17 protein-coding genes are annotated in these 23,387 nt (G+C 44.2%); 6 read left to right on the forward strand and 11 right to left on the reverse strand.

Features of this window, described 5'->3' with window-relative positions; all coding sequences use genetic code 11:
* Window positions 1-265 precede the first annotated feature (265 nt).
* A complete protein-coding gene (locus QEP08_RS18595; RefSeq protein ID WP_285060152.1) occupies window positions 266-2,662 on the reverse strand; it encodes a PAS domain S-box protein in 2,397 nt (798 codons plus the stop codon).
* Between the two features lie 17 nt (window positions 2,663-2,679).
* The gene (gene glyA, locus QEP08_RS18600) at window positions 2,680-3,951 is read right to left on the reverse strand and encodes a serine hydroxymethyltransferase (protein ID WP_285060153.1); all 1,272 of its coding nucleotides are present in this window, start codon (window positions 3,949-3,951) and stop codon (window positions 2,680-2,682) included.
* A gap of 92 nt (window positions 3,952-4,043) precedes the next feature.
* Between glyA and dxs the strand changes: the two genes are divergently transcribed.
* The 4 genes from dxs (at window position 4,044) to QEP08_RS18620 (ending at window position 8,700) form a co-directional block, all read left to right on the forward strand.
* Window positions 4,044-5,975, forward strand: coding sequence for a 1-deoxy-D-xylulose-5-phosphate synthase (gene dxs, locus QEP08_RS18605; RefSeq protein ID WP_285060155.1), 1,932 nt, complete (start codon window positions 4,044-4,046; stop codon window positions 5,973-5,975).
* Window positions 5,976-6,174: 199 nt separating this feature from the next.
* On the forward strand, window positions 6,175-7,284 hold the full coding sequence (locus QEP08_RS18610; protein WP_285060156.1) for an acyloxyacyl hydrolase: 1,110 nt from the start codon (window positions 6,175-6,177) through the stop codon (window positions 7,282-7,284).
* Window positions 7,285-7,330: 46 nt separating this feature from the next.
* Window positions 7,331-8,185, forward strand: coding sequence for a sigma-70 family RNA polymerase sigma factor (locus QEP08_RS18615; protein WP_285060158.1), 855 nt, complete (start codon window positions 7,331-7,333; stop codon window positions 8,183-8,185).
* A 59-nt stretch (window positions 8,186-8,244) separates the two neighbouring features.
* Entirely contained in the window at window positions 8,245-8,700 is a 456-nt protein-coding gene (locus QEP08_RS18620; RefSeq protein WP_285060159.1) for a carboxymuconolactone decarboxylase family protein, read from the forward strand.
* 4 nt (window positions 8,701-8,704) lie between these two features.
* Here the strand turns inward: QEP08_RS18620 and QEP08_RS18625 are convergent, their stop codons facing one another.
* Both QEP08_RS18625 and QEP08_RS18630 read right to left on the reverse strand, forming a co-directional pair.
* Window positions 8,705-10,204 carry a sialate O-acetylesterase gene (locus QEP08_RS18625; protein WP_285060161.1) on the reverse strand — a complete coding sequence of 500 codons (1,500 nt, stop codon included), beginning with the start codon at window positions 10,202-10,204 and terminating at the stop codon, window positions 8,705-8,707.
* An 8-nt stretch (window positions 10,205-10,212) separates the two neighbouring features.
* On the reverse strand, window positions 10,213-11,337 hold the full coding sequence (locus QEP08_RS18630) for a beta-1,2-mannosidase (protein ID WP_285060163.1): 1,125 nt from the start codon (window positions 11,335-11,337) through the stop codon (window positions 10,213-10,215).
* A 210-nt stretch (window positions 11,338-11,547) separates the two neighbouring features.
* On the opposite strand from QEP08_RS18630, the gene ggt reads away from it, so the two are divergent.
* Complete coding sequence (ggt, locus tag QEP08_RS18635) at window positions 11,548-13,230, forward strand: gamma-glutamyltransferase (protein ID WP_285060164.1); 1,683 nt, start codon at window positions 11,548-11,550, stop codon at window positions 13,228-13,230.
* Here the strand turns inward: ggt and QEP08_RS18640 are convergent, their stop codons facing one another.
* Window positions 13,231-13,596 carry a winged helix-turn-helix transcriptional regulator gene (locus tag QEP08_RS18640; protein WP_285060165.1) on the reverse strand — a complete coding sequence of 122 codons (366 nt, stop codon included), beginning with the start codon at window positions 13,594-13,596 and terminating at the stop codon, window positions 13,231-13,233.
* 78 nt (window positions 13,597-13,674) lie between these two features.
* On the opposite strand from QEP08_RS18640, the gene QEP08_RS18645 reads away from it, so the two are divergent.
* Window positions 13,675-14,553 (forward strand): NAD(P)H-binding protein, encoded by an 879-nt coding sequence (locus tag QEP08_RS18645; RefSeq protein WP_285060167.1) that lies wholly within the window; start codon window positions 13,675-13,677, stop codon window positions 14,551-14,553.
* Between the two features lie 39 nt (window positions 14,554-14,592).
* Here the strand turns inward: QEP08_RS18645 and QEP08_RS18650 are convergent, their stop codons facing one another.
* The 6 genes from QEP08_RS18650 to QEP08_RS18675 form a co-directional block, all read right to left on the reverse strand.
* The gene (locus tag QEP08_RS18650; RefSeq protein WP_285060169.1) at window positions 14,593-15,378 is read right to left on the reverse strand and encodes a hypothetical protein; all 786 of its coding nucleotides are present in this window, start codon (window positions 15,376-15,378) and stop codon (window positions 14,593-14,595) included.
* A 1-nt stretch (window position 15,379) separates the two neighbouring features.
* Window positions 15,380-16,558, reverse strand: a complete 1,179-nt coding sequence (locus QEP08_RS18655; RefSeq protein ID WP_285060170.1) for a hypothetical protein — start codon at window positions 16,556-16,558, stop codon at window positions 15,380-15,382.
* Between the two features lie 14 nt (window positions 16,559-16,572).
* Window positions 16,573-18,648, reverse strand: a complete 2,076-nt coding sequence (locus QEP08_RS18660) for a caspase family protein (RefSeq protein ID WP_285060171.1) — start codon at window positions 18,646-18,648, stop codon at window positions 16,573-16,575.
* Between the two features lie 4 nt (window positions 18,649-18,652).
* On the reverse strand, window positions 18,653-20,377 hold the full coding sequence (locus QEP08_RS18665) for a caspase family protein (protein ID WP_285060172.1): 1,725 nt from the start codon (window positions 20,375-20,377) through the stop codon (window positions 18,653-18,655).
* A gap of 54 nt (window positions 20,378-20,431) precedes the next feature.
* The gene (locus tag QEP08_RS18670) at window positions 20,432-21,859 is read right to left on the reverse strand and encodes a C1 family peptidase (protein WP_285060173.1); all 1,428 of its coding nucleotides are present in this window, start codon (window positions 21,857-21,859) and stop codon (window positions 20,432-20,434) included.
* Between the two features lie 75 nt (window positions 21,860-21,934).
* Window positions 21,935-23,302, reverse strand: a complete 1,368-nt coding sequence (locus tag QEP08_RS18675) for an undecaprenyl-phosphate glucose phosphotransferase (RefSeq protein WP_285060174.1) — start codon at window positions 23,300-23,302, stop codon at window positions 21,935-21,937.
* Between the last annotated feature and the right edge of the window lie 85 nt (window positions 23,303-23,387).

The following is a 23,387-nucleotide window of genomic DNA, read 5'->3' on the forward strand; positions in this document are numbered from 1 at the left end:
AAAGAGGTATCGGCTCTTTACTTTTATAACCTTAGCACGCCCTTTACCTGAGTTGAAATTTATTTTTAACACCTATTCTTTGCATTCTGGGTCGCTAAAATGGATTAGCAAAATTAATTTACGGATAAAAGAAAAAAACAGCACTTATTTTTTGCAGATTCAATAATAATTCGTTTCTTTGTCGTGAGAGCGTTAATTTAAGGGTCGACACTTCCATGCCAATGGAATGTCGGCCCTTTATTCTTAGCAAAGAATCCGGTGAAGTTTATTTAGAAATATGAGCCGAAACTACATTCCTGATGTCATCAGGCTTGAATGGTTTTAAGATATGTCCATCCATTCCAGATGCTTTGAATTTGAGATTTTCATCCTGCAGTGTTGAAGCGGTGAGCGCGATAATTGGTACAGTTTTGAAATAGTCGCCTTCCATTTCCCGGATGATGCCTGTAGTTTCAAAACCATCCATCCCCGGCATTTTGATGTCCATAAATATAAGGTCATACTGGTTGCATTTTATCTTTTCGATGGCTTCCAGACCGTCTCCCGCAAAGTCAAGCTCAAAGCCCAATTTGCCAAGTATCCTGCCTGCAACAAGAATATTTATCTCATTGTCATCAACTACCAATATTTTTTTGCCGGCAAAGGACTCAATATCGGCCGGCAATACCGCAACGGCATTATCCATACCTGCTACCTTACTGAAACAGATGGTAAATGAAAATACAGTCCCCACATCCTCTTCGCTTTTTACCTGAATTTCAGAACCGTAAAGCCCCAGCAGTTTTTTGGTGATGGCCAGTCCCAGTCCGGTACCGCCATATTTCCTTGAAATGTCGGTCTTGGCCTGGGTAAAGGTTTCAAAAATATAAGACAGCTTGTCCTGGGGAATACCTATTCCGTTGTCACTTACCTCAAAATAGATCTCTGCTTCAGTAAGGGTCTCACGTTCCAGTCTGGCATGCAGTAGTACGGTTCCTTTTGAAGTAAATTTAATGGCATTGCCCAATAAATTAATAAATATCTGGTACAATCTGGTCCTGTCACCCAGGATGTTTTCCGGAATCCGCTCATCAATGGACAGTTCCAGCTTATTCTCTTTCTTCCTGGCGCTGACCTGCAGAGAGATCAGGATATCTGCGGCAAGTGCTTTTATACTGAGTGGCATGCTTTCCAGGTGCATGTTACCGGTTTCAATCTTTGTAAAATCCAGAATGTCGTTGATGATGTTTAAGAGGTTCTCTGAAGAGAACCTGAGTATGTTGAGGTCTGCTACCTGTGACGGCTTTGGATTATTTTCCAGCAACAGGTGGGTCATGCCAATTACTGCATTCAGCGGTGTCCTGATCTCATGGCTCATGACAGAAAGGAACATTTCTTTGGCTTCACTCAGCTGCAGGGCCTGTTCTTTTGCCTGCATCATTTCCTGTTCAGCCCGTTTCTTGTCAGTAATGTCTATAATGATCTCCACTTCTATATCCACTTTGCCCTGGTCATTAAATACGACTGTATTGTACACAGATAGCCAGATGGGTTGTTTATCCTTGCGGTACGCCAGCAGATCAACTGTAAAGGATTTGTTCTGCCTGCTGAGCTCCCGTGTCTTCTCCAGCAGTTCAAGATCTGTCCCCGGACCAGAAATGAGGTCACCCAGCCGCATGCCCCGCAGGTCATTCAGGGTAAAGCCGGTGATTTTTTCAAATGCGGCGTTTACCCAGGTCACATGGTTATTGGCATCGTTGATCACTACGGCATTGTCAACCTTACTCGCGACGAAGGATAGCTTCATCAGTTCATTCTCCACACGTTTATTTTCGGTAATATCGCGTCCGTAGGTATACCAGCGCCCATCCTTAGCCACCATATTCCAGCTCAGCCAGCGGGTGACTCCGCTTTTACTGATGATCCTGAAGTCAATATTGAATTGCTTGGTTCCTTTTTTAAGGCCGGCTTCGATCTCTCTGATCAGCCGGCTGATGTCCTCTTTATTGCAAAACTCCCACATGTTAAGTCCTGTGGCTTCTTCTGGGGAATATTCAAGGATGCTGGTCACCGCATCGTTGATGAAAAGGATCCGGCCGTTATAATCAAGAATGCAGTGGATCTCAGGTGATACGGTGGAAAGATTCAGCATCTCCTCAAAGCGACGCGTCTTGGCATCAAGCTCAGCGCTTTTTTGTTTGAGTGAAATATGGGTGATGATCTCTCTGGCGAGGATCATCAGACCATCTTTCTGCTCCCTGCTGATGGTCCTGGGAACAGTATCAAATACACCGATCACACCAAGCCGGTAACCCTGTTCGTCAATCAGCGGTGCACCGGCATAATACCGGACATAGGGATGGCCGCATACACCGGGGTGCTTGTCAAACCTGTGATCCAGTGCAATATCAGGGATTTCGAGGACATCATTGCCTTCGATGGTGTAGGTACTGAAGGAGATCTCTCTGGGCACATCCTGCGCAGATGTTCCCATGATTGATTTAAAAAAGACCCGTTGCTCATCGACCAGTGTGATCAACGCTATTGGTGCGTTACATATTAAACCTGCAAGTTTGCTAATGTTATCGAACTCATACTCTGTGGGAGTGTCCAATATATTATAATCATGCAATGCTTTAATACGTTCATCCTCACTGGCCGATGAATAGCGTTCAGGTAACATTAACTTGTGATAACCATCTATTTATATAGCGGAAAGCGGCTTACAAGAGCAACTACCCTTTGCTTTACCTGCTCTAAATTTGTTTCATCTTCAGGATTGGCGATCACCTGATCAATAAGCTCAACGATCTCTTCCATATCTGTTTCTTTAAATCCCCTTGTGGTTATAGCTGCTGTACCAACACGGATACCTGAAGTCACAAACGGAGAACGGTCGTCAAAGGGAACCATGTTCTTATTTACGGTAATATCGGCTTTTTCCAGTGCATTTTCGGCAAGTTTGCCGGTTATATTTTTATTGCGCAGGTCGATCAGCATCAGGTGGTTGTCTGTACCTCCTGAAATGATGCCGTAGCCTCTGCTGACAAACGCTTTGGCCATGGCTTGCGCATTGATCTGCAGTTGTTTTGCATAAGCTAAGTACTCATCGGTCAGTGCCTCTCCGAATGCTATTGCTTTGGCAGCGATGATGTGCTCCAGGGGACCGCCCTGAGTGCCAGGGAATACAGCCATATCCAGAACAGATGACATCATCCTGGTCTCGCCTTTAGGGGTCTTTAATCCAAATGGGTTTTCAAAATCCTTGCCCATCATGATCATCCCTCCTCTCGGGCCTCTTAAAGTCTTGTGGGTAGTAGTGGTCACAATATGACAGTGTGGAAGCGGGTTATCCAGCAAACCGCGTGCGATCAGACCAGCCGGGTGGGAAATATCCGCCATGACGAGTGCACCAATCTTGTCAGCCACACTGCGTACACGTGCATAATCCCATTCTCTGGAGTAAGCCGATGCACCCACGATGATCAGTTTAGGCTTTTCAGCAAGCGCCAGTTCTTCCAGTTTTTCATAGTCAATAAGACCGGTTTCTTTCTTTACCCCGTAAAACAACGGTTGATACAATTTTCCTGAAAAGTTTACAGGTGAACCATGTGTCAGGTGGCCACCGTGAGAAAGGTCGAAACCTAATATTTTATCTCCCGGCTGGATCACTGCCAGCATTACCGCTGCATTGGCTTGTGCACCGGAATGCGGCTGCACGTTTACCCACTCTGCGCCAAATAATTTTTTAGCACGTTCAATAGCAATGGTCTCTATTTCGTCAACTACCTGGCATCCGCCATAGTACCTCTTGCCCGGAAGGCCTTCGGCATATTTATTGGTCAAGCAAGAGCCCGCAGCTTCCATTACCTGCTTGCTTACAAAGTTTTCTGATGCGATCAGTTCAAGACCGTGTTCCTGACGGTCCAATTCCCTGTCAATCAAATCAAAAATTAAAGTATCTCTAGTCATTTATCGAAGTATATTTTTGTAAAATTAAGATTTTCCTTCTTAGTTTGGTAACAAAATCCCTTACTTTGTACTTTCTATTCTACAATTACTGCATGGAAGACATCAACAGTCCGTTATTATTGCCGAACATAAATTATCCTGCTGATCTCAAGCAGTATAAAGAACAGGACCTGGAGCAGATCTGTAAGGAACTGAGACAATATATAATAGATGTAGTCAGTGTAAACGGCGGTCATTTTGGAGCAAGTCTTGGTGTTGTAGAGCTCACTGTTGCCCTGCATTATGCTTTGAATACCCCGTACGACAAGCTGGTTTGGGATGTCGGCCATCAGGCTTACGGGCATAAGATCCTGACAGGGCGTAAAGCGGTGTTCCACACCAACAGGATTATTAACGGCATCAGTGGTTTCCCTAAGATCAGCGAAAGCGAATATGACACATTTGGTGTCGGACACTCTTCCACTTCTATTTCAGCGGCTTTGGGTATGGCCGTTGCTTCTCACTATAAGGGAGAAACGGACCGTCAGCATGTCGCTGTGATCGGCGACGGAGCCATGACTGCAGGCCTTGCTTTTGAAGGCCTGAACCATGCGGGCATTGAAAATTCGAACCTGCTGGTGATATTGAATGACAACTGCATGTCAATAGATCCGAATGTAGGTGCATTAAAAGAATATTTAACAAACATTACCACTTCTAAATCTTACAACCGCTTCAGGGATGACATTTCCAATGTGCTGATCAAGCTTTCTGAACTTGGCCCGAATGCACATAAGTTTGTTAAGAAAATAGAGAAAAGCATAAAGGGCACCTTGCTGAAGCAGAGTAATCTGTTTGAGGCGCTGAATTTCCGTTATTTTGGCCCGGTGGACGGACACGATGTCGTCCGTCTGACCCAGGTGATCAAAGACCTGAAAGACATTCCGGGGCCGAAGTTACTGCATTGTGTAACGGTAAAAGGCAAAGGCTTTGCCCTTGCGGAGAAAGACCAAACAAAATGGCATGCTCCGGGTCTTTTTGATAAGATCACCGGAGAGATCAAAAAACCGGTGGCAGACAAGCCGCAACCGCCAAAGTATCAGGAAGTCTTTGGGCATACGCTGGTTGAACTTGCAGAAGCCAACAAAAAAATAGTTGGGATTACTCCGGCGATGCCTTCCGGGTCTTCAATGAATATCATGATGAAGGTTATGCCGGAAAGAGCATTTGATGTAGGTATTGCGGAACAGCATGCCGTTACCTTTTCGGCCGGGCTGGCTACACAGGGCCTTGTACCATTTTGCAACATCTACTCCAGTTTTATGCAAAGGGCCTACGACCAGGTAATCCATGATGTGGCGATACAAAATCTGAATGTGGTCTTCTGTCTGGACAGAGCGGGGCTGGCGGGTGCTGACGGCGCTACACACCATGGTGCTTACGATCTGGCTTACATGCGCTGTATTCCAAATATGACGGTATCGGCACCGATGAACGAAGAAGAACTTCGGAATCTGATGTATACTGCACAACTGGAGAACTCAGGTCCGTTTGTCATCCGCTATCCGAGAGGAAGCGGGACCATCACGGACTGGAAACGTCCCCTGAAAGCACTGGAAATTGGTAAGGGCAGAAAGATCAGCGACGGTGAGGATGTGGCCATACTGACCATCGGGCATGTTGGCAATTTTGCGGTGGAAGCCTGCCAGGAGCTCAACAGTGAAGGCATACATCCGGCCCACTATGATCTTCGGTTTGCCAAGCCCCTGGATATGAACCTGCTTCACGATGTGTTCACCAGGTACAAGCACATCATCACCGTAGAAGACGGGTGTCTGCAAGGCGGAGTCGGAAGTGCGGTCCTTGAATTTATGGCCGATCATAAGTACAATGCGCAGGTCATCCGGCTGGGCATTCCTGATGAATTCATAGAACACGGAGAGCAGCCTGAACTCTGGGCGCTTTGCGGTTACGATACGGTGTCAATCATCAATGCAGTTAAAAAGATTGCAATAGGCAGAACAACCAAGATCATGGCCTCATAATAAAAAGACAATAACCCAACATCCGTTCGTGGCACCTTCGGCATTTGTCTTTCTTCTATGCGCTTCTTGATGATCTTAAGGAAAGTATGCTGAAAAACTTTAGGATGGAAGCATTAAAAAAGGGAGTATCTGCGCAATTAAAAAACAATTTCTTCCGTGTAAATGATTATGCTAACTTGGCCCAAAATAATGGATCATAATGTATAGGACGTTTTTATCTTTACTTTTCTTATCAGTACTGGCCGCCGGTTCTTATGCACAGGAAAAAAAATATTCTAACAGCATCGAACTTAGCCCACAGGTTTCGGTAGGTGTATTTACAGCCAATCATAAACTGACCGGTACAGCATATGGCGGCGAACTGTTATACCACATCAATACAATTGACAACCCCAGCCAATGGATGCGCAGTATGCGCTTAAAAAGCATTGACCTGGTGTTCAATTATAAGAACATGAGCGATATTAAGCTGGTGGATGACCCACGTGAAGGTTTATTTGGTGATTCCTACGCAGTACTTGCCGGGCTGAATGTTTCGCTGTTTAAGCTTAACAAAACTGAGCTGTTATTCTCTCCGGCTTTTGGTGTCGGCTATGCGGCTAAGACTTTCTTTACAAATGGGAATCCCCTGATTGGCAGCCATACCAATTTTACCTCCAGGGCGGGTTTAAAAATTGCGGCTCCACTAAGCCCGTCAACTCAGCTCACTGCCGGCATTGACATCCTTCATTATTCCAATGCCGCTGTAAGAGTTCCAAATAACGGGATGAACACTGCAAATGTTAGCCTTGGTATTGTACAATCCATTGGCAAAAATACTGCGCCTGATTCCAATAAGGTAAGCAACTTTCAGCACGACAAACATAGTTTTGACATTGGTGTCAATATGGGAAGAAGAGGTGTTTATCAGAGTAAGGAAGGTTATTTCCGTACCGGGCTTTATGCAGGTTACAACTTCCGGCTGAGTTCCATTCTTGCCTTAAGTTCGGGCGTAGACGCGGTGTATTATCATTCGGTATTTGATCCTAACGATTTCAACAGGACCTATCAGTCTTTTGCTACGTCATATGAGCACTGGCGCATCGGTGCTGCTCTTGGCCCTGATATCTGGATGGGAAGATTGGCTCTGATGATGAAGTACGGTTATTATTTACATTACAACAGCTACCGTAACAATCATACCTACTGGACAGCTGGCATGAAGTACAATGTGCTGGATTGGGCAGCTGTGCAGGCTAAGATATATATCCACAAAACGGAGGCAGATTTTGTCGGGTTTGGCTTCCTGTTTACGCCGTTAGGACATTAGGTTCAAACCGGGGGTTTTCTAATGTTTTAATTCTGAGAGATGACCAATGCACAACCTTGAAACACTTTATCATAATTTAAGGGGATTACTTAAAGCCTATGCTTATCACATCTGCGGTTCTGTTGACGAGGCAGAGGATGTGGTCCAAAACGTATTCCTTAAATTTTTGCAAACCGATCAGGAGAAAATTGCGGATCCGAAAGCTTATCTGATCAGAATGGTTATCAATCATGCAATCAACCAGAAAAAGAAACTGAACTCCAGGAACCGCCTGCATTATCCGGGGGAGTGGCTGCCTGAACCTGTCGCCACCGATCGCGCCGATGAGAAGCTCATTGCAGGGGAGATTTTGTCTTATTCGCTCATGGTTTTGCTGGAACGGCTCAACGCCAGACAAAGGGCGGTATTTCTTCTCAAAGAAGCCTTCGATTATGAACACAAGGAAATTTCTGAGTTACTCGGCATTACACCGGATCTGTCCAGGCAATTGCTCAGCAGGTCAAAAAAAATACTGGGAACGGGCGGCAGTCTAATGAAAAGCAATATTCCGGAAGGTTTCATTGCTAAATACACCGACATTATCCGATCTGGCCGTACCGCAGAACTGGAAGCCTTGCTTACGGAAGATATCGCTTCGGTTTCTGACGGTGGCGGAAAGGCCGTTGCTGCGCTCAAGCCTGTCTTCGGGAAAAAAGCCGTTGCTGCATTGCTGACAGGTCTCCATAAGAAATTCAATACAATAAGCGAGATCACTGAGGGGAAGATCAACGGCGAACCTGCGTTGCTCTATTTCCAGGACAAAACGCTGATAAAGTGCCAGGTTTTATACCTTGTAAACGGAAGGATAAACAAAATCTATATCATAAGAAATCCGGATAAATTAAAATTAATAAAAAATTAAGACTGTGCTGTCACATCGGGGCCGCTGATCTTGTCTTGTCCATCATAAAAAATAAAAATATGGAAAGAATAAAAAACAGCGATCTGCCGGAAGGCTTAATAGAAGCCATGCGCCACGTACAGGCTTTCATCAATAATTCGGGACTGGACAAGATGCTGCTGGAACTGATGAGAACACGTGTTTCACAAATCAATGGCTGCGCTTATTGCCTGGACATGCATTCCAAACTGGCGATACATGCAGGAGAAACTGTGCAGCGGTTAATTTCGGTTTCGGCCTGGAGGGAAGCGCCCTATTACACAGCAAAAGAAAGGGCCGTCCTGGAGTATGCTGAAATACTGACCAGATTAGAAGAAGACAGTGACATCGACCTTATCCATGATAAGCTTTTGAAACACTTTACCAAAGGTGAAATTGCTCACTTAAGCCTGGCGATTGCTCAAATCAATTCCTGGAACCGGATCGTGAAGGCTACAGGCATTATACCAGGCAGTTTTCAGGTCCTGCGTGAATAAAGGTTTATTTGAGAAGTTCTCCGGGATGGTTCTTTTCCGGCCACTCGTCTGAACGGAAAGGAATCGCCGGTAGGCCGTCAGCATTCTGCAGGTTGGTAACCGGATAGTTTGTAAAGGCATAGCGGACAGCAACGGGTTTCTTTACGCTGTCTGATATGACTTTAATCGTTTTGCCGTCTATAACTGCCCGGGCGTCATAAAAAATACCGTCACTACCAGCCAGGGTGAAAAAAGATGGTGCCTTAAGATCATTCGTACTGAGGCCCCTGGTAACGGTCTTCTCATCAAAGAAAACTGTTACTTCTCTGCCTTTAATGGTAAAATGGTGGTAATGCGGACCGAGATAGGATACTGTATCTAATCCATAAGTACGGTTTAGCGCTGTCTTTGCCAAACGGATGCCTAAAGGCCTTTTATTTTTAGGATGCAGGTCTTTTGCCTCCCCAACATCCATACTAACTACCATCGCCGTATTGTTTATTTCGGAGATTTTCTCCTGTGCTTCTCTGAAGAAAGCATAGTCATTTAGCGTCGGATCTTCTTTATCATAGAAGAACGGTGCTACCTGCACATAATAAAAGGGAAGATCGCCCTGGCCGAAGTTTTTACGCCAGCTTTTGATAAGGTTTTGTGTAGCTAGCGTATAAGCATATCTTTCTGAGCGGTTGCCTTCGCCCTGGTACCAGCAGAAACCTCTGACAGATAAATTGCTGAGCGGGTGGATCATGGCATTATACAGCAAAAACGGACGTGTCACTTTTTCAAAGCTAAAGCCGCCATCGATGACCTCTCTGGACTTAGGACTATTTAAATAAGGATTCAGGTAGACAGAATCAAGTAATGGGTGGGCAGACAACACATCTTTTGGAACAAAAGCTTCCACTTTTGATGCGCCGATCCCGGAAAATATAATACCAACAGGGAGGTTCAGCCTTTCCTGAAGCAGTTTGCCGAAATAATATCCGACTGCAGTGAAGTTCTTCACGTTCTCAGGTGTGCAGGGCAGCCATCTCCCCCTGATATCCTGAATGGGTTCTGCACTGAAATTAAGCTCGGCGTTGAACACCCTGATGTTGGGATTATTGGCCGCCGGGAGTTCTGTGACTGTATTTTTATCTTCCGATAGTTTAAACTGCATATTGGACTGCCCACTGCAGACCCAGACTTCGCCAATGAGCAGATCTTCGAGGACGACCTCAGCGTTATTGGTTTTTATAGTGATCTTATGTTTCGTAAAATTACCCGGTATTACCTGAGGTACATTTACGATTCCCAGGAAACTGCCATCCGCGGCAGCAGTAACCTGTATAGCAGTTGCCGCCCAGTCTGCTTTAATATTTACAACTGATCCGGCGGCAGCCCGGCCCCAAACTTTAAAAGGCTTATTTTGCTGCACCACCATGTTACTTTGCAAGATATCAGCTACTTTAAGAGATGTCTGCCTGGCTATTCCCAGGTGGGTCGTAAAACAAAAGAAAAGCAGCAGGCAAATCGTCTTTTTCATGTTCGGCTTTATTTTTTTGGAGGATCATATACGGCTACAGCGACTCTTGAGTCAGCACAGCCATAATAAAGCATATATTTATTTTTGTAATAAACCAATCCTTCTATAAATACGGTACCCGCAGGGTATTGCCCGCTTTTTTCAAATGGTGCTTCGGGAATCAAAAAAGGCTTGTCCAACCTTTCAATTAATTTCGAAGGCTCTTCTGCACTAAAGAGCATCTGTCCGGCACAATACGAATTAGCGGTATAATTTTGATCACTATTTGTGCCTGATAAGTTCTTGCCATTGTACATCAGTACAATCCCTTTATCGGTAAGAATAGCCGGAGGGCCGCATTCAGTAAGACCGCTGTCAAAATATCCCTTACGTGGCGAAACCAGTTTCAGCAGCTCTCCTTTTTCGTTTAGCACCGGCGACCAGTCCACCAGGTTATCTGAAGTTGCTGCATACACATGGTGTTCCCCCCAGTAGATCCAGTACTTCCCTTTATGTTTGGTAATGACGAGCTTGTTATTTTTAACCGTAGTCAGTATCGAAGCAGATTTGGAGGCAATGTTATGAAACTTGCCACTGTATGCATCCTGAAATATCGGTCCGTGCTTTTTCCAGTTTACCAGGTCCCTGGAAGTGGCCGATCCCAGCCTGGGTACTTTCTTATTCCATTGGGTATACAACATCAGGTAAGTACCATCCTCGGTTACCGCTACGCGTGGGTCTTCACAGCCGCCAGTCCATTCAAACTCCTGCTGGTCGTCGACTGCGGGAAAAAGTACGGGTTTGCCTGTTCTTTTCATGGTGATCCCGTTGCTGCTTTTGGCAAGACCGATCCTGGAGGTACGGTGACCGATTGCCACGCCGGATTTATCCTCTGCCCTGTAAAGCACATAGATCTTTCCATTTTTTACAGCAGCAGCGGGATTAAAGGTATCATTGCTTTCCCAGTCCACTGGCTTCTTCTGCATCGGATCGTAAAAACTTGTGGTAGAATCAGGGGAAATGACGGGGTTGGCACTAGCGGGGCGCACAAATGGGCCTAAAGCCCAGGTCGGAAGTTTAGTAATCGGGGTCTGGGCCTGAGTTTGTATTTGAACAAACAGGAGTAGCCCTAATATGGCAAATAGTTTTTTCATCAATTCACATTTGGTTTCATTCAGTACATAAACATAAAAATATAAATCGATTCAGCGAAATGCGTTGTCAATGACGAAACAATCTCCGTTTGAAAATTGCTTCGTGCCTGGCAATGAAAGTTAGTTTAATAGGACAGCCTAACTTTGGTAGAAATGGCCGTCAGTGAAGTCAGTGTTCAGTAAATGAAATAAAGTAATTATATTAAAGGCATGAAATTTTTACAGCCTTTCGCTGTCCTACTGATAACTATTATCCCAGGCTGCGGCATCCATGCCCAGCCTCCACAGCAATTTGACCACGCCGCAGTAGTCAGCGCACATCCTGAGTCGACTAAAGTTGGTGTAGCAATCATGAAACAAGGTGGCAATGCTATAGATGCCGCAGTAGCGGTCCAATTTGCACTTGCTGTTGTATACCCCAATGCCGGAAATATCGGCGGCGGAGGTTTCCTGGTTTACAGGAGCGCCAAAGGGCTTACCAATGCTTTGGACTTCCGCGAAAAGGCGCCGGGAAAAGCTTTCAAAGATATGTACCTGGACAGTCAGGGAAATGCCATTGCAGAAAAAAGTGTATTTGGAGCGCTGGCTGCCGGGATACCCGGTACAGTTGACGGCATGATAAAAGCGCACGCGAAATATGGAAAGCTAAGCTGGATAAAAGACATACAACCCGCCATTGATCTCGCAGAACAGGGTTTCGCACTTACGGAACAGCAGGCCGGTGAGCTCAACCGAACAAGGACAATCTTTTTGAAATACAACAGGAAACCCGTTGCTTACGTAAAAGACTCACTTTGGAAAACCGGAGATCTGCTCATACAACCAGAGCTTGCAGCTACTTTAAAACTGATCAGGGATAAAGGGCGGGCAGGGTTTTATGAAGGTCAGGTTGCAAAAGCGATCATTCAAACAATGGAACACACTTCAGGAATCATCACCAAAGAGGATCTTAAAGCATATCAGGCCATTTGGCGGAAGCCGGTATCAGGGAAGTACAAAAACTACAATATAATTTCTATGCCACCCCCATCCAGCGGCGGCATCGCCTTATTAACCTTATTGAAACAAGCAGACGAGTATCCTTTAAGCCGCTGGGGCTTTCAAAAAGATTCCACTGTACAGCTAATGGTCGAAGCAGAACGCAGGGCATATGCCGACCGGGCCAGTTATCTGGGCGACCCTGATTTCTTTAATATTCCGCAAAAAGAACTGCTGGACACCAATTACATCACTAACCGGATCAAAGACATCGATTTCGCCAGAGCAACACCGAGTTCAGAGATCAAACCGGGAAGTATCCCCAATTATGAAAGCGAACAGACCACACATTTCTCCATTGTCGATAAGGAGGGAAATGCCGTCTCTGTAACCACGACACTCAACGGCTCTTACGGATCTTTTGTGGTGGCTGAGGGCGCTGGCTTTCTGCTCAACAACGAGATGGACGATTTTTCAGTAAAGCCCGGGTCGCCGAATATCTATGGGCTTATCGGTGGCGCAGCAAATGCAATTGTTCCCGGAAAAAGGATGTTGAGTTCGATGACACCTACCATTGTCGAACACAATGGAAAATTATTAATGGTCATCGGTACCCCCGGCGGCTCCACCATCATCACGTCAGTGTATCAAACGATTCTCAATGTGCTGGCTTTTGGTCAGGATATGCAGTCAGCGGTGACATCACCCAGGTTTCACCACCAGTGGCTGCCCGACGAAGTATATGTTGAAAATGGCGCAATTGATCAGGAAACCCGGGACACGCTAAGTGCAAAAGGTTATAAATTTGTATCAAGAGGCGGCATAGGCCGGGTAGACGCAATTTTGGTGAGGCCAAACGGCACACTTGAAACTGGTGCTGATCCAAGAGGTGATGATACGGCCGGCGGATTTTAGCTAAGCCCCCGCAGACAACTGCATATCATCAAGGCCCCATCTCGCCATTTCATTCAGCACAGGGGTCAGCCTCTCGCCAGCCTCCGTCAGCCTGTAGCTCACGGACGGCGGCACAACGGGAAGTGCCGTCCTGATGATCAGGTTATCCTGCTGTAACTGTTTCAGGTGCTGGATCAGCATTTTTTCAGTAATCTCAGGGATAGCTCGTTTCAATTCATTATAACGTTTCGAACCAGACATCAGATGGTATAGGATGATCGGCTTCCAATGCCCCCCTATCTTATTCATTACATAACTTACAGGACAAGAAGAAACGGAAATCTGCTTGTTAAAATTACGGGTGGAGCTTTCTTTAATTGCTGTCATGACACATACTTTGGGGTAAGTACTTGTATAAAAGTAAGTGCAAATATACCTTTGTTTCCGACAATTAAAAATAACATTATGAAATTTACATTAACAGGGTCACTGGGAAACATCAGTAAACCATTGGCAGAAATACTAACCGCAGCAGGACATGAACTGACCATCATTACCAGCAGCGCAGAACGGGTAAAAGACATTGAAGCACTCGGGGCGAAAGCCGCAGTCGGTTCCATTACCGATGTTGCCTTCCTTACAGCAGTTTTCAGCGGTGCTGACGCCATTTACACTATGGTGCCTCCAAATTATGCACCGGGCGACTACAGAAAATATATGGCGGGAATCGGACAGAACTACGCGTCCGCAATAACCAAATCCGGCGTAAAACAAGTTGTTAACCTGAGCAGCATAGGTGCCCATCTTCCATCAGGAACAGGTCCCATTGCCGGAATTCATGACGTCGAGAACATATATAGCACACTAGGTGATGTTGCTGTAAAACATATCCGCGCAGCATTCTTTTACACTAATTTTTATGCCAATACAGACATGATCAAACATGCCGGCATTATCGGGGCAAACTACAGCGGGGACGATAAATTGATCATGGTCCATCCGGCAGACATCGCCGCAGCAATTGCGGAGGAAATTCAGAAGCCCATATCAGGAAAGACCATCAGGTACATCAGCAGTGATGAACGCAGGTTGAATGAAGTAGCCGCAGTACTTGGCGCAGCCATAGGGAAACCGGATCTTCCATGGGTAGAATTTAGTGATGACCAGGCATTAAACGGCATGATTGAAGGTCATCTTCCCGAAGACATCGCAAAAGTCTATGTAGAAATGGGCACAGCCATCAGAAGCAAAATACTGTGGGAAGACTATGAGGCCAGGAATGAGCATCCGGCTGGAAAGATCAAACTTGAACAGTTTGCAGAGGAATTTGCTGCGGGCTTTTAATTAAATGTTTGTATGGCCCTGTGCGGGGCCATACAAATGTTATTGTATTAGTTTATTTATTTCCCTGGCGCCTATTTTTCCATAGTTGTCAAATACATGGCTGGTGATGTATTCTTTAAGTTTCTTCTTATCAGTGATCCCGGAATGCGTGGCGATCAACTTCAGCTGCTGACTGATATCTTCCTTTTCAGCAAGAACAGGAATAAATTCTGCAAGCATAGCAGATCTTGGACCTGCTGTAGTCTGTTCCTGATAGCAAAACTTTACACTTGCCGGATTGCCCGAAAAGGCTTCATCATCAAAAATGACCCCATTCACCACGTGGTTTAATTTTTTAGTCTCCGTTTTTCCATTTATCACATACTGCACAAAGAAAAAGTTCTCATTGTCCATTTTATATGATGGAACAATAGGCAAAATTTCATTTTTGATCAGCAGGACATGATTATTGGTCTCGTTGGATACAAAATAAGATTTGGGATCATATCCCTCAAACATCAGGGACCTTGTACTCAGTCTGTAACTGCTTGTTGCCGGCACAAGGTTATTCTTTAGGACTGCGAGCAACTCATTTTTACTTCCGCCACTGATCTTTCCTGCACTAATGTCAAAACGGCCTTTACCTGGACTGATGCAGGACACTTTCCCGCTACTTTCTTTAAAGACCAGCGCATCCGTGGGAAGCAATACATCTCCAATCTTAACAGGTTTACCGGTCTTCTTAAGAACAACGGTTCCCTTAATAAAAGTAACATAATAGCGCTCTGTCTGAACAAAAGCAAGACTAGCCGCGACCAACACAACGAATATTATTTTTTTGAACATATTATTGAAAATTAAAATAAGTCTCCCTCAATTCCAGCAACCATTTTTTAAAATCATCTTTGCCCCATTTTGCATTGCGCTGCTGGATAATAAAACGGAGTAAATTTATATATAGGGTAATGATGAGTACCTGCAAATGCTGATTAAAGAGCATATAAGAAACCATTGAAAATACGGCCAGGTAAGTTGCACTTCCCAATAGCGGGCCAAACCACGAAGGCGGGTGATCTTCATCTTCAGGCGGAGGAAAAAGCATAATTCTGGAAAACACCAGATAGCCTGTCAGTAAAAAAAGCATCCACCAAACGCTGACCAGATGTTGTCCTGCCTGAAGGCTTAAGTAAACATTGATTAATATGAGTGTTCCCGGCGTTGACCCGAATATGGTTTCATGAACGTCCGTATTAAAGTCGCCTAAAATAACAAAACGGCCTTTTAAAAACTCGTTTACCATAACTTCTTCAGGCAGCAGCAGCAATTCCGACAAGGTAACCACCGGATATTCGCTCTGTTCAAATAATTCATGTGCCCTGATCTGGTAGTCTATGATCATGGAGTTCAAACTAGGCCGGCCATCATCCAGATAAAAAGCAAGATTATGGGTGATTTTTGTTTTCTTTAGCTTTTCATAAAGCAATAGCGGGACCGTAGGCAAACTATCGCTCTGGAACAATTTAAATTTCATGAAGCCGCTGCTCGCCATGCGGTAATCAGCTATTGCCCGGGGTACATTGATGTCCAATTTTTCAATATGGCCATGGTCGGCAAAATGAGTTGGGAATACAATATTATTAATACCATTGACAGACGATTCAAGCAAGCTGTCATGCTCAGACCGGCCTTGCAGAAATACATCACAAAACGTAAACTTAATGTGCTTCTGATGTTTTTTTACAATTTGAAAGAAATGTGCAAGCTTATCCCTGTCTGTAATCACTTCATTCCCTAATCCGTCTTCTCTGGGGATCAGTGCCTTTTCATAAGCAAGATTGATAAAAATAAAATCCTTCTTTGGCGGATCCTTGTCAATCTGAAATACAACACGCTTTAATATGGACGACCACTTGATCAGCAGCTGCTCATCACCATAAGTGAAACCGGTATTCATCCACCACGCTGTAAAGCCAAGCAAAAGGAATGCATGTGCGAAACTGATAAGCCATTTGACTGAAGTCTTCAACGTGATCTATGTCTTTATTTCTTACTAAATATAAAATCTCCACCAACATGTCCGGCCAGTTCTAATGTTCCATATCTAGGCTCTGTTTTGGATTCCGTCATCACGGCTTCGATAATCTGGGTGATGAACATTTTCTGTGCAGACAGGTATTTATCTTTGTTTTCGCTCAATGCTTTTACCAGATACTTCATAAATACGCTCACATCAGGCACTTCGGTATCATTGCCGGAAGTAATGGCTACACGTGTAATTTTGCTGTCCATTTCTTTCAATGCTGCAGGGGCATCAGCCCCAATGCTTCGGGATTTAAAAACAGATCCGGAAAAACAGGCATCTGTAATGAGTAAGGTATGTCTTGAAGGTAATTCTGCAATCATATCCAATACCTGTTTATTTGGCAACCAGGTATTTATATCATTTCGCTCTGCATCCGTAAGGAGCCAATAACCTTTCTTCTCCTTATCAACCCAAATGCCATGACCAGCATAAAAGATCACCAGGTTGTCTTCGGGCTGTAAGGCCTCTTTCAATTCCAGGAACTTCTTTTTAAAATCACCACGTTGCGGATTGAAAAGGCTATAAATATTTTCGTCTGTGAAATTATAACTGTTCTTCAGGATGAGTTTCAGCTTGATCGCATCAGCAATCGGGTTTTCCAGGGAAGGAATTGAAGCATCATCATAATTCTGACTGGCAATAAATACAGCATAGTTTTTACCCTGCTTTTCGGTTGTCGCAACTGGCACTACGTCAACTGTTGCAGCAGCTTTTTCTATTTCAAAGATTTGTTTGCTTGTATTCTCTGCCAGGTCGGTCGCCAGAACCTCAAACTTGTTTATACCATCGGCCATGGCTACTGTTCCCCAAAAATCACCTGTTTCCTTTGAGTATACAGCCTGTCCATTAATGGTAATTGATTTTAAGCCGGAAGGATCTGAAGCCATCCCTTTGATCATGACGTCTTTTCCAGCAGCGACAATCTTTAGTCCCCGGGTATTGGTTGGCTCCAATATTTTAATTTCTGGCCCGGTTTTGTCGGTTTTGAGGGCTGCAAACTGGTTTCCTTCCAGTTTGGCAAGGCCATCTAATGCAGGTTGATAATTTGGATTATAAACCAATGCCGCCTCAAATTCCTTTTTAGCATTTGCGTAATCTTTTAAACCGGCATATGCTTCGGCGCGATAAGTATAGTACCGAAATGCCCCTACTCTTTTATTTTTCCCAAAGATAAAGAGTTTTTGTGGTGCCATTGCCTCAGTAAACATAGAGATCGCCTGAGCATACGCTTTCTGGTTTAAAGCCAATAATCCCTGGTAGTATGACAATGATTCAAAAATTGTGATCTTGCCAAGTCCGTCAATACTCTTCTTTAAATTTTCTGTATCGCCTTTACCATAGTAGGCAAAAGGGAGTATTGATTTTAACACATCTTTGGCTAGCCTGTAGTCCTCACCTTTAGCACCAGCTGTGTTAAGTGCGATCACTTCATCATATTTTTTCTCTACTAATAGGCTGTAAATTTTTGATTCAAAGACACCTCGTTCATGATCAGCTTTTTCACTTAATAACATGATAGTTTTCAAACTTTCCAAATCATTTATTTGGTAACATGCTTCAATTGCCAGCTTACAGGATATCTTCTGATAATGTGAAAATGATTTTTTAGTTCCAAATTGTAAATGCCCTATGGCCGCTCGTATGCCCACAACAGGGTCACCCATTGTAAGGTTACCTACTACCTGATGATTGTAGAAATTCTGGCCAATGAAAATCTCCAGCGCATACTTTAATTTCGAGTCTTTGGTAGTTAGCAGTTCCTTTTTAGCGCTCGAAATCAAGGCATCCCAGCATTTGTTTGCACCTTTAACATCACCTGAATTTAGTCTTTCATGTCCAATCCAGTCCAACCTGTCATTCGGAAATTTCTCATTGGCCTCGAATAACAATTTGTCAGCCTCCAATGTTTTTCTTTCTCCTCGTAACTTATCGCTTTTAGCAGTTAGTTCTCTTGATTCCTTAGAAAAAGCCATCAATTGGGCAAATAAATCACCAGTCCAAAATGTTAGAAACAGTATCGTTAGTAGTTTCATTTTGTTATTTTTTAATAAAAATAAAATCGCCACCCTCATCGCCCGCTTCTTTAATCTCTCCATATTGCGGCACCTGTCCGTTGGCGCTGTTATTAATCACCGCGTCTCTAAAACTGGAATACAGCCGCTCAGCGGAAAGGTATTTAGCGGCATTCTGGGTCAGACGCTTCACAAGATATTCAATGAACACACTTTTATCCGGCACTTCTTTTAAAGTTCCGCTGGTCATGGCCTTGCGGCTTTGCATTTCGTACAATTCTTTTATTGCCCGGGGAGCACCCGCTAATATTGCCCGGCTTTTAAAGATGCTCCCGGCAAAACAAGCGTCTGTGATCAGAAGTGTATGCTTCGACGGGATTGCAGTAATGTATTCTTTTAAATCTGCGTTAGTTACCCAGGAGGAACGGTCACGTCTGCCTGCATCAGAAGGAAACCAGTAACCTTGTTTTCGGACGGGGTCCCATAAACCATGTCCTGCATAAAAAATAAGCACATTATCCTCCGGTTTTATCTTTTGGGACAGTGTCTCCAGCGAGCTGAATATCTGTGAACGGGTTGGATTTGCCAATAAAGTCACATTCTCCCGCTCAAATGTATAATTGTTAACCAATATGTCAAGCAAAGACTTCGCATCCGCAACAGGCTGATCGAGGTCTGCTATGCTTTCGTCGTTATACTCCTGTATGCCAATAATAAGTGCATAATACTTACCTCCCGACGCCATATTTCCAGCATTTACCGGTACAATAGGTACAGGCTGTGAATTATTGTTGGCAGCCGGGTTCCGGTTGATCACGAAATCAAATTCAGCAGAATTCATTTTGCCGTCAGTAGCTTTTACCTTGAGCTTATTATCGCCTATAGCCAGTGGAACACTTGCGGAAAAATTGCCCGCTGCATCTACATTGGCGCTGAGGCCGTTTACCTCTATGGCTTTAATTCCGCTATCGTCGGTCGCAGTACCCGAAACCGTTATTTTGTTTCCGCTTTGTACAACTTTTAAACCCCTGGTGACAACCGGATTTATAATGCTTATAACCGGAGGATCTTTATCAGCATCTGCCAACGCAGCATTGAGAGAAGCAGGAACAGAAAGCAAATAATTTATCGTTAAATAATCAACACCCATGGTCACGCCTTCGCCAATGTCAAAGCCTATATTCCCGCCATATATTCCAATGCCATTCTTCTTATACGCCAACACATCATTGATATAACAGATCAGTGACGCACCAATACGCACAATCTTTATTTTGTTATATTGACCCGGCTCTGTTTTAATATTTATGGCAGCGGTTGTATCTTCATCCCGGACATACGTATCAGTTCTGTCATAGGAAGTAAAATTGATGACACCACTGGAAGAGATGGTAAGGCTGTTGTTTACAGACGGCTTAACCGGGAATCCCCCAAAGATAATTCCAAATGTCGACCCCTCATCCCCACCTTTTATACGCGCTACCGAAGCTTCGATGGTAAAATTCCGGGTCACATCAATCTGGTAGTCGATCACCTTCTCAAAGAATTTATTTACGTTTTCCTCGTTCAGCAGCAGGAAACCGTTCTCTGTCCGGACAGTAAAATTATCAGCGGGCTGTTTGTCCCATCCATCCGCTGTTGTAAAGTCTGTGTGGAAGATCAGTTCCTCCTGTGCTTTGGATTGTGCCAGCAACATGCCTGATGAAACGCACAAGAAGAATGAGATAAGAAGTAATTTAGATGTTTTCATTTTCTTATTTTTGGTAATACAAAAAATATCGACTTTACTCTGTCCATTAAATATTTATTTATGGTCCATCTCCACCATCATTGGTACAATGCTCTTTCCTTTACTAAATCCTTCAAATGCAATTTTGTCTTTAGAAAACCGGGTGTTTGCCGGAGCAACCATTTTTTCTCCCAGTACCTTGAAGATCCGTTCGCTGAAGCTTCCTTGCTGACTGCTAATTTTTGTCACCAGCTCGTTGATGTTGAGCTCGTCCCGGCTGTAAAGCACACATAGAAAATCTTTTCCCGGCTTATCATCAAATTCAATAAAATGGTCCTCATCCGGAATAGCGATGTCATTGCGTTTATCTGTTAGTGCAGCGCTGATCCCATCTTCATATGGAAATATTTTGGTCACCTCGTTACTCAAATCAGTGCTGATCGCATAGACATAGGCAGGTTCATTATTGGAAATGTAAATGCGAAACCTCGTGCCGGAACTGTAGTTTGATGCAGTTTGGTACACAGATAAGGGATCCGTAGTTTTCTTCGCAGGAACCACCTTGAGTCCTCTTGTCGAAGTTAGTAAAGTAACCGGCATTTCGTTATTATCTGCCAGGACCAACCTGATACTTCCCGAAAGATCGGCTAATTCGGGCTTAGCCTCGGGGAGATCAATAAATTCGTACGCATATGCGGTGAACCTCGCAAAATCATCATACTTTATCCAGATATATCCCTCATTTCCCCATTTGGTGCCCCAGCTGTTTTGGATTTCAAAAGCACCACCTTCTTTTTTATCATCATAACCAACCACACACATTGCATGCCCTCCGATTTTTGGATCAGCCTCTTCTACTGGATTCCAAACCCCTTTTACATTAAAAAATGACGGGGGACATATCATCCCAAATACGACTGGTTTCTGTTCGGAAATAGACTTCTTTACAGACTGCACCTTTATATCCCGGGCCGCGTTAACATCAAAGAGGCGCATAAAATCCTTTATTCTACCATTCCCGGCGCTCGCAAGCTGAACATTCGAAACAGAGGGGATGCAGGAAGCTGAAAGCTCACTAAAAGGAATGAGCCCTTTGGTTTTCATTATACTAAAAGCCATTGATATATAAGAACCTGATTTACAGGACTGATCATCAGGGCTTAACAGGCGAAATAGAAAAGCCGGCGAATAAGCGTGTTCAGTAATGTATGTCCTGTCCAGCCAGTTATTTTTTACCGCATCTACTATTGTCCTTCCACAATAAGCCGATGCCCATGCCGTACAAGTACTGTACATCCCCTGATTGCCCGGGATCGGGGAAAATTGTTTTATCGAGGCTGATTCCGGCAATGACTCCAGGCTGCGTGTAAGTTTGGCCTTCTTTTTAACGACACTATAAGACGCGTCGTCAAAATTCATACCCATTCTGTATGGTTGCTGCGCACTGGATTTGTAAGTAAAAACAACAAATACTGTAAAAATTGAGCAGATTAATTTAGTCATTGAGCGTACATATTTGAGCGGGGTCCCTATCCCGTATGCTAAGATGATTAAAGATTTTTATTAAAACAATACCTATTAGTAGGCATTTTCATCCCCGCGCAGCAGATTGATCACGGTCATAAACACAATTTTCACGTCAAACATGGCACTCCAGTTTTCCAGGTAATGAAGATCGAGTTTCACCCTGTCTTCCATGTCCTGCTGGGTTTTTGTTTCGCCGCGCATCCCATTAACCTGGGCCCACCCGGTGATCCCGGGCTTCAAAAACTGCCGTACCATATACTGGTTGACGATGGCCTTATACTCTTCAGTATGTTTGAGCATATGAGGCCTCGGCCCGGCGACGCTCATATCACCCATCAAAACATTAAAAAATTGCGGCATCTCATCAAGACTGGTTCTGCGCATAAACTTTCCGATTGGCGTTATGCGTTCATCACCACGACTAGCCTGAAGGTCATCACTTTTAGTGTTTATACTCATGCTCCGGAATTTATAACACCAAAAAGGCTCGTCATTTCTTCCGGTACGCTGCTGTTTAAACAGCACAGGCCCTTTGCTTTGCATCTTTATAAAGAATGCAAGCAAGGGGTACAGCCAGCTTAAAATGAAAACAATTACAAAACTGCTGAATACCACATCAAACAGTCGTTTCTTAAACCGGTTATGCATGTCCTCGAGGGGCTCCTCACGCAATGAAATGATCGGAAACTTACCTCCGAGCTCACTTACCGTATAAGTCAGCGACAGCGCACCCCCAAAATCGGGGATGAACTTTAGACGTATACACTGCCTTTCCGCTTCCCTGATCAACGGACCGACTTCCGTCATCCTGTCAAGATCCACTGCGACATATACATCAAAAACTCCATTGTATGCTGCCTCGGCCAGTTTCAGCGAAGTTATTTCAGAAACACCAATACCGTTTAACGAATACATATTCTCGTCATCCCCGACAAATCCGCAAAACTGTATGTTCTTTTGCTTTTCCAGGTAAGCAGATATCTTATGTGCGGTAACGTTAGACCCCATCACGGCGACTTTCCGCGCAATATTAAACCGCTCAGAAAAACGGTATTGTATCGCAGTCCCCAAAAATCTGTTGACAATAAAAGAAAAAGAAAGCAGGGAATAAAACACGGCAAGAAACGTCCGGGAAAAATTTATGTCCTTGGCAAGCATCAGATAAAAAGCGAACAGCATAATATGCAGTACGATACTTCTCCAGGTCCCGCGGTATATACTCTCGAGCTTTTTCTCGCCTTTGAAAGTGTACAAGCCAAAAATAGCTGTATTAAACAACCAGATCAGATTGCACACCAGAACATATTGCTTAAATACCTCTTCTGAAAGGGACTGTCCAAGCAATGAAGTAATATGAAAAGATGCAAAATATACGCTATTGAGCATAATTACATCAGTGATGAGCAGGACGTATCTCAAGATATATATATACCGTGTTTGCATATTATTACGCATGAGAATGAGCGTATACCAAAGGTATTTAAAAACCGCTCCAGTACATGGT

Source organism: Pedobacter ginsengisoli (assembly GCF_030244015.1).
GTDB classification, from domain to species: Bacteria; Bacteroidota; Bacteroidia; order Sphingobacteriales; family Sphingobacteriaceae; genus Pedobacter; species Pedobacter ginsengisoli.

Excerpts from the sequence above, each read along its gene's own strand:
- QEP08_RS18595 (WP_285060152.1), bottom strand. The coding sequence starts at position 2,662 with ATGTTACCTGAACGCTATTCATCGGCCAGTGAGGATGAACGTATTAAA.
- glyA (WP_285060153.1), bottom strand. The coding sequence starts at position 3,951 with ATGACTAGAGATACTTTAATTTTTGATTTGATTGACAGGGAATTGGAC.
- dxs (WP_285060155.1), top strand. The coding sequence starts at position 4,044 with ATGGAAGACATCAACAGTCCGTTATTATTGCCGAACATAAATTATCCT.
- QEP08_RS18610 (WP_285060156.1), top strand. The coding sequence starts at position 6,175 with ATGTATAGGACGTTTTTATCTTTACTTTTCTTATCAGTACTGGCCGCC.
- QEP08_RS18615 (WP_285060158.1), top strand. The coding sequence starts at position 7,331 with ATGCACAACCTTGAAACACTTTATCATAATTTAAGGGGATTACTTAAA.
- QEP08_RS18620 (WP_285060159.1), top strand. The coding sequence starts at position 8,245 with ATGGAAAGAATAAAAAACAGCGATCTGCCGGAAGGCTTAATAGAAGCC.
- QEP08_RS18625 (WP_285060161.1), bottom strand. The coding sequence starts at position 10,204 with ATGAAAAAGACGATTTGCCTGCTGCTTTTCTTTTGTTTTACGACCCAC.
- QEP08_RS18630 (WP_285060163.1), bottom strand. The coding sequence starts at position 11,337 with ATGAAAAAACTATTTGCCATATTAGGGCTACTCCTGTTTGTTCAAATA.
- ggt (WP_285060164.1), top strand. The coding sequence starts at position 11,548 with ATGAAATTTTTACAGCCTTTCGCTGTCCTACTGATAACTATTATCCCA.
- QEP08_RS18640 (WP_285060165.1), bottom strand. The coding sequence starts at position 13,596 with ATGACAGCAATTAAAGAAAGCTCCACCCGTAATTTTAACAAGCAGATT.
- QEP08_RS18645 (WP_285060167.1), top strand. The coding sequence starts at position 13,675 with ATGAAATTTACATTAACAGGGTCACTGGGAAACATCAGTAAACCATTG.
- QEP08_RS18650 (WP_285060169.1), bottom strand. The coding sequence starts at position 15,378 with ATGTTCAAAAAAATAATATTCGTTGTGTTGGTCGCGGCTAGTCTTGCT.
- QEP08_RS18660 (WP_285060171.1), bottom strand. The coding sequence starts at position 18,648 with ATGAAACTACTAACGATACTGTTTCTAACATTTTGGACTGGTGATTTA.
- QEP08_RS18665 (WP_285060172.1), bottom strand. The coding sequence starts at position 20,377 with ATGAAAACATCTAAATTACTTCTTATCTCATTCTTCTTGTGCGTTTCA.
- QEP08_RS18670 (WP_285060173.1), bottom strand. The coding sequence starts at position 21,859 with ATGACTAAATTAATCTGCTCAATTTTTACAGTATTTGTTGTTTTTACT.